This window comes from Anaerococcus vaginalis ATCC 51170 (assembly GCF_000163295.1).
GTDB classification, from domain to species: domain Bacteria; phylum Bacillota; class Clostridia; order Tissierellales; family Peptoniphilaceae; genus Anaerococcus; species Anaerococcus vaginalis.
Genome location: NZ_GG700527.1, coordinates 939682 through 947165 on the forward strand (window position 1 = coordinate 939682; position 7484 = coordinate 947165).

The window sequence follows — 7484 nt, forward strand, 5'->3', positions numbered from 1 at the left end:
TTACTCCTTTATTCTTCAATTATTAAATTATTTCCAAAAACTTTTTCTAGTTTTTTCATCACATCATCATTCGAATCATTTTTTGATTCTCTTATACTATTATTCTTGTTAGATTTTTTTTTGTCAATACTTGATACCTTTATGGTAAAATCTCTTCCACTTACATTTTTTAAAATTTCTTTAATTTTTGCTTTTGATCCCTCTAAAAATTGATAATATAAATTATTAGTAAAATAAATTGTAAAAATGTCACCATTTATATCATAAGTAAGTCCTTCGTCCCTTATCCAAACTTTTAGAATTGGCGAACAAGATGACTTAAATTCATTTAAAAATATATTTTCTTCTTCCTTATCTAAGCTTATATTTTCAAATGTTTTTTCACTTTCTATGTCTTCATTATCACTATGCTTATTTTCAAAATTTTCTTCAATTTTATTATCAATTTCTTTATTTTCTATATCCTTATTTTTTTCTTCAAATATTTTTTCATTTTCATCAAACTTTTCAATATTTTTTTCTTCTTTTTTTTCATAATCTAGGCTAGGATTAGAATTTTTTATAAAATTATTCATATTAATATTTTCAAATTTTTTATCTACTAATTTATTTATAATATCTATTGAATTTGAAGAATTATTTTCTTCTAATTTTTTTAATCTTGATAAAATATTTTCATCATCTTTTAAATTAATTAGCCTTAAAATCGCCATCTCCATAAGCAAGGCTGAATTATCAGATATTTTCATCCTATTTGAATAATCATTTAAAATTTCCAAGTAGGATACTAGCCTATCAGATGAAATTTTTTCTATTTTTTCCTTTATCAAATCCAAATAATCTAAATTTTCAATATATTTTTGATTTTGACTTGTCTTATAGATCATAATATCTCTAAAATATCCAACAAGCCCATCTAAAATATCCTTGTCATCTTTGTTATTATTTCTTAAATCAAAAAGCAAGTCCAAGGAATCTTTTTGATTATATGAAATTATATTAGCTATTAATTTATCCAAGGATTCAAAATCAACAAGGCCCAAAATGTTTTCTACATCTTTCAATGTAAAATTATTTTTGTCAATTGATAAAACTTGATCTAAAATCGAAAGAGCATCTCTCATAGCGCCCTTTGCTTTTTTTACAATAAGCTCTTTTGCCTCTTGTTCGATTGTAATATTTCTATCGGATAAAATTATATCAATTTGTTTGATTATATCTTCTCTACCAATTTTATTAAATTCAAATTTTTGAACTCTAGATAAAATAGTCTTTGGAATTTTTTCAATTTCTGTTGTTGCTAAAATAAAAACCAAATGACTTGGTGGCTCTTCCATAATTTTTAATAGCGCATTAAAAGCCTCTCTAGTAATCATGTGAGCTTCATCAATAATATAAACCTTGTATTTTAAATTATTTGGTGGATAAACAACTGTTTCTTTTAAATTTCTAATATCGTCAATTCTTCTATTGCTTGCTGCATCCATTTCAACAACGTCCATTGTTGATTCTTCTTCTATTGATTTACAATTTTCACATTCTCCACAAGGAGATAAATCGATTGGATTAAGGCAATTAATTGCCTTAGCAAAAATTTTTGCACAAGTTGTCTTTCCGCATCCTCTCTCTCCTGCAAATAAATATGCGTGAGATATTTGCCCAGACTTAACTTGATTTTTTAAAACATTTACAACCCTATCTTGTCCCAAAACATCAGAAAATTTTTGGGGTCTATATTCTCTATATAAAGCTTTTGCCATAATAATTCCTTTCCCTAAAGATTATACCATAGTGAAAATATTTTTTTAATTTTTAAATTGATTTGAAATTTTTCAATTTTAAAGTATAGTTTTAATCTGTAAGCATGGAGAGCTGTCCGAGTGGCTTAAGGAGCACGATTGGAAATCGTGTATACATTGATAGTGTATCAAGGGTTCAAATCCCTTGCTCTCCGCCATGCACTAGATGGGGAGTTAGCGGTGCCTTGTAACCTGCAATCCGCTATAGCAGGATTGAATTCCCAAGTTAGGATTTTAAAATATATAGTCTGCCTTAAATAAGCGGTGTTGATTGATGGGTCTTACGCAATAGGAAACTATGAACCATGTCAGGACGGGAACGTAGCAGCATTAAGTAGATCTTCTTATGTGCCGTAAGGTCACCTATCATGAGCTGGCTGTTTAAGTAACGTATAGATTTTAATTTACGAGCTTGGGTGTGCTTACATAATATACTCTATAATGCCTTTTGTTTTGACAAAAGGCTATTTTTTTAAGAAGGAGTAAAAATGATTGGAGAAAATCTAAAAAAATTATTTAATCAACCTACGGCAAACATTATAACTCCAGCTAGCGAAGTTGCAGTTGTTAGAGAAAATGATACACTTTTACATGCGATTATTGTTTTATCAAATAGATCTTATCAAACAATTCCTGTTCTTGATGAAAATGACAGAGTTAGAGGGCTTATTTCTATTTCAAAAATTGTAATTTCATCAGAAGATGTAACATTTTTTAATGAAGAAATACTAACACAAACAAAAGTTAGCGAAGTTATGGACCAAATTGTTCCAATATTATTTGATGATTCTGATCTTGAAGATGTTTTAAGACTTATAATAAACAATAATTTTATATGTATAACCCATAGAAATGGATATTTTGTTGGAATAATTACAAGAAAAACTATTTTGGAAAGATTTACAAATATAGCTCATAATTTAGAAAATGACTATAAATTGATTAAGAAATTATAAAAAAGGGAGAAATTTTCTCCCTTTTTTATTTTATTTTAAAAATTCCTGAGCCAAAGGCTGGTATATATAATTTATTTTTACTGTGATAATTTTCATTATAACTTGTTAAAACTTTTTCTATTTTTTCTGGCAAATCTATTTTATATTCCAAATCTGTCAAATTAATTATTATCAGATATTCTTCGTTTTTACATATTCTTTTAAATGCATACAAAGAGTACCCTTCTATTTCAAGAATTTTTGTTTTTGATTCATTTTCGTATAAATTTTTGTTTCTTATATAAAAATCGCTCAATTTTTTATAAAATTCATTAAAATCTTTTTCACTTTCATTTTGTTTGAAAATATTTATTTTCTTATCGAAATTAAAAGTTTCTAATGAGCCAAATTCATCTGATGAAAAAATCATTTTATGGGAATTTAAAGTATAAACTAATAATAACAAAGTTTTTAATTGCTCATACTTTTTATCATTTGAGTTCATTTTCATTGCAAGAGATGCCCCTTCACTAAGGCTATCAAAATAATTAAATCCAAGTATATAATTCTTATAATCATTTTCTATAATATTTTTGACTATATATGAATAATTAGCTCTTTCAAAAGGATTTTTTTGGTTTATTTTAATAAGTTTTGCAAGAGCCCTATCATAAATCAAATCAAATCCCAAATCTTCTTTTACGTCATTTTCCCAAATTGAATTATAAAATCCAATAGATATTTTATTTAAATCATTTATATATTTATTAATATTTCTTATAAAACCTAGCCAATTTTCATTGTATCCTCTTGACTTATCCCCTTGCCAAAATATAAGATTTTCTAAATTTGTAATTGCAATTCCATCAATATTAAATTCTTTAATCAAATAAGTTACAAATGATAAAATAAAAGATTTTGCTAGATTTTTTGTTGGATCTATGTTTATTAATCCACTATAATTATACAAAATATCATCGTAATCATAATTGTACATATTTGAGCCATCAAATTTATTTAAATATTTTTCAAAGGGATCAAAACTGCTTATATCAATTTCAAAAATAATTCCAAGTTTATTTTTATGGCACAAATCTATAAATAATTTAATTTTTTCAATTTCAATATAATTTTCATTTATAGAAAAATAAAAACTTGAGCCGTAAGAAAAATCTTCTTTAAATCTATTTGCAAAAATAGGCATAAAATCGATGTGGGTAAAATTATTTTCTTTTAAATATCGGATAAATTTATCCATATATTTTTCATCTTCAAAAATTTTCCTATCAAAATTTTTTGCACTGATTTGGTATATATTTAGATTATTTTTATTTTTGTACTTGTAAGAAAATTTGTAAGATTTATCATAGACAAGAGAATTTTCATTTTCCTTATCAATTAATTTAGCGTATGGGTCTAATTTATAATATTTTTTCCCATTTTCATTTTCTATTACGTACAAATATTTATCAAATTCCTTAACATTTTTGATAGTTTTTGAAAAAACTCCCGTAGAATATTTTCTAAGTTTTTCCTCTGACCAAGAATTAAAATCTCCTATTATATAAACATTTTTTGCATTTGGGGCAAGGATTCTAAATATGTATGAATTATTAGCCTTTTTGTGATTTCCAAAAAATTTGTAACCATCGTACCCCTTACCTTCCAAATATTTTCTAGTATCCATTATTCTTCCTTTCTATATATTATTGCACACATTATTAATTATATTTTTAATAATGATTTATTTAATATATTATATCACAAAGTTAAATTCTTAGCTTATTGCAAAATTTATCTTGTAGTAAAAGGCTTTTTTCTGTATAATGTATATATAAATAAATTAAAAAGGACAAGATTTATGGAAATTTTAGATAAAAATGAAAACGAAAGTGTAACCGTGCAAAGTATTTACCTTAAAGTACTCTATGCAAAACAATTTTCTTCTTCTGATAAAATAAACTCTAGGATTCATTTTCATCCCTTTACAGAGTTTTATTATATTTTAGATGGAAAAGGAAAATTTTCTATAGAAGATAAAATTATAGATACCAGCAAAGACGACTTTTTTATAATTAATTCAAATGTTGGACATAGCATTTATTCAAATGAAAATGAAAATTTAACTTTTATTTCTTTTGGTGTTGATAGTATTTTTGTAAAAAATATCAAAAATGATGACAGCTTAGAAGAAGACAAATACATATTTAAAAATATAGAAGAAAATAAGGATTATTTTATAGATTCTTTTAATACAATTCACGATGAATTTAATTCTGGAGATATGTTTGCCCAATCTATGGCAAATGCAAAGGCTAGCGAATTTGTTATATCCTTACTTAGAAAATATAAAAATGATTTTGAAATAACAAATGATATAAAAATAAATAAACAAATTGATTATATTAAAAATTTCATCGACAATAATTATTCTGAAGATATAAAACTTGAAAGTCTATCAAAAATGGCCTTTATGAATAAATTTCATTTAATTGCAGAATTTAAGCAATCATACAGGGTTACACCTATTGATTATTTGATTTTAAAAAGAATAGAAGTAACCAAAAATTTACTAATAAGCACAAACCATTCAATGGAAGAAATTTCATCAATTGTTGGTTTCAATTCGCAATCTTATTTTAACCAAGTTTTTAGAAAAAAAGTTGGTATAACTCCATCACAATTTAGAAAAAATCACAGAATTTAAAAAATCATTAGCCACATTAAGGCTAATGATTTTTTTATTTCAATTCTTCAATTCTAATTCTTTCAATTACTCCATCTTTCATGCTTATAATTTTAAATTTATAAGAGCCATAAATCAATCTTGTGTTTTCTTTTACCTCGTCAATCCCTTCAATTTTTGCAATTTCATAAACTAAACCGCCCAAAGTATTTGACATATCTTGAGGCAAATCTAATTTGTATTCTTTTTTAATTTGCTTTACAGTCATTGCTGCAGAATAAGTATTGTCGATTTTCGCCATCAATTTATCATCTTTTACAACAAATTTAATAATAGCAAAAATAAGACCAATTGATACAGATCCAATTAAAATATCAATTAAATCAACAGAATACAAAAGCATTTTTCTTGCAATTACAAACAAAATCAAAGTTAAAATAGCTTCATGAGATCTAGTAATTATCATCTCTATTAGCTCAATACCTACTACCAAAAGAAGGGCATACTTCAAAAATTCATTTAATAGCTCATAATTTTGCCTTAATTGTAAAGTTTGTACTATATCAATCGAATATCTAATTAAATTTGGTACAGACAATAATAAAGTAAGCAAAATAGTCAAACAAATTAAAACCTCAATTATTTTTATGCCCTTGTCTATTATATCTTTTATTTTTTTTCCCATAAAATCCTACTTTTTAGTAACTTACACCTTCAGTATATTTAGATGCTGAATTCCAAATTAAAAATTCATCTTGACTGCTATCGTAAATTGCTTTTATTTGAGCCTCAACAGCTTTTGCATCATAAACCATATAATTTCCTTTGCCAATCCATGATGCAGTAAAATCTTGAATCCATGGTCTTGATTTTGGTTTGTGTTCAATCTTAGATAATTCTTTTTGTTCTTCTTTTAAATATCTTTTAACTAATTCATAAGGTTCAAGATCAGGTTTTTCTATATCAAAAGAATAAAGTCCCCAATGAGAAGGGTATATCATAGAACTCATAACATCAGCTTGATTAGATATTTCTTTAAAATCTTGTCCAATACCACCAGCTCTACCAACTTGCATTGAATAACCAAAAACATCAACTCCACAAGGAGTATCATAAGCTTGGAGCATCTCCCTTGCCTCTTTTACAAAGCTAGTAATGGCATCAATCCTCTTATCCTCATCTTTTTTTTGGATTTTTTCCCATTTTCCTTTTGAATAATCCAATTTTTCATTAAAAGTTTCAAAACCTTCTGCAAATCTAACATAATCAAATTGAATTTCATCAAAACCAACATTTGCTGCAAGCTCAGCAATTTTCAAATTATAATTTCTTACATCATCCAAATAAGGATTCATAAAAGCTTCATTAAGTCCATTTGTCCACAAAGAACCATCTTCCAAAACAAATCCCCAATCAGGATGTTTTTCAGTTATAATAGAATCCTTAAAAGTGGTAATCCTACCAATAACATATATGCCTTTTTTATGCATTTTATTTATAAAATCTTCAGCATCAATAACTTTATCAGTAGCATATTTTATATCTTTATTATCAGATTTAAAATCACAAGTAATATTTCCCCAATCATCCTTTATGTCAATAACAACAGTATTTAACTTAGTGCTATCAATCAAATCAAGATTTTTCTTAAAGGACTTTGGATTATTTATTGAATAAGCATTAATATAAATTCCCTTAACACCATCTTTAGGATAATATTTAGATTTTTTTTCATTTAAAGATTTAAGTCTAGATGTATCATAATCCATATTATAATCATCAGGTGTAACACCAACAAGATAAGCCTCTCCTGTTGGTTTCTTATCTTTCTTATTATTTTCACTTAAATTAGAAGTTATATTTGAAGATGAACTATTATCACTCATTTTTTTATTATTTTTACTTGATGAACAAGAAGAAAAATTAATAGACAATATGAGCAAAAGCAATAAAAATATTTTTTTATTTTTCATATAAACTCCTAGCTAAAATAGATAAAAAAAGAGCAAGTCTAAAAGACCCGCCCTAAATTTATATTATTGAATTACTTTAGAAACAACTCCA

At 25.5% G+C, this 7484-nt stretch carries 6 protein-coding genes, 1 tRNA gene and 1 other RNA gene; 4 read left to right on the forward strand and 4 right to left on the reverse strand.

What is annotated here, in order from left to right:
* Positions 1 to 8 precede the first annotated feature (8 nt).
* On the reverse strand, positions 9 to 1760 hold the full coding sequence (dnaX, locus tag HMPREF0078_RS04480; RefSeq protein WP_004838942.1) for a DNA polymerase III subunit gamma/tau: 1752 nt from the start codon (positions 1758 to 1760) through the stop codon (positions 9 to 11).
* 106 nt (positions 1761 to 1866) lie between these two features.
* Here dnaX and HMPREF0078_RS04485 point away from each other — a divergent pair.
* The 3 genes from HMPREF0078_RS04485 (at position 1867) to cbpB (ending at position 2755) form a co-directional block, all read left to right on the forward strand.
* Positions 1867 to 1957 (forward strand) — tRNA-Ser (locus tag HMPREF0078_RS04485).
* Positions 1957 to 2223: signal recognition particle sRNA large type (gene ffs, locus HMPREF0078_RS09000), an RNA gene on the forward strand. The genes HMPREF0078_RS04485 and ffs overlap by 1 nt, the downstream gene beginning before the upstream one ends.
* A 64-nt stretch (positions 2224 to 2287) precedes the next feature.
* Positions 2288 to 2755, forward strand: a complete 468-nt coding sequence (gene cbpB, locus HMPREF0078_RS04490; protein WP_004838943.1) for a cyclic-di-AMP-binding protein CbpB — start codon at positions 2288 to 2290, stop codon at positions 2753 to 2755.
* A 25-nt stretch (positions 2756 to 2780) separates the two neighbouring features.
* Here the strand turns inward: cbpB and HMPREF0078_RS04495 are convergent, their stop codons facing one another.
* Positions 2781 to 4421 (reverse strand): glycogen-branching protein, encoded by a 1641-nt coding sequence (locus HMPREF0078_RS04495; protein ID WP_004838944.1) that lies wholly within the window; start codon positions 4419 to 4421, stop codon positions 2781 to 2783.
* Between the two features lie 174 nt (positions 4422 to 4595).
* On the opposite strand from HMPREF0078_RS04495, the gene HMPREF0078_RS04500 reads away from it, so the two are divergent.
* Complete coding sequence (locus HMPREF0078_RS04500) at positions 4596 to 5441, forward strand: helix-turn-helix domain-containing protein (protein WP_004838945.1); 846 nt, start codon at positions 4596 to 4598, stop codon at positions 5439 to 5441.
* Between the two features lie 34 nt (positions 5442 to 5475).
* Here HMPREF0078_RS04500 and HMPREF0078_RS04505 read toward each other — a convergent pair whose 3' ends face one another.
* Together HMPREF0078_RS04505 and HMPREF0078_RS04510 are read right to left on the reverse strand one after the other, a co-directional pair.
* Entirely contained in the window at positions 5476 to 6105 is a 630-nt protein-coding gene (locus HMPREF0078_RS04505) for a transporter associated domain-containing protein (protein ID WP_004838946.1), read from the reverse strand.
* Between the two features lie 13 nt (positions 6106 to 6118).
* Positions 6119 to 7393, reverse strand: coding sequence for a putative glycoside hydrolase (locus HMPREF0078_RS04510; RefSeq protein ID WP_039920516.1), 1275 nt, complete (start codon positions 7391 to 7393; stop codon positions 6119 to 6121).
* Positions 7394 to 7484: the final 91 nt, after the last annotated feature.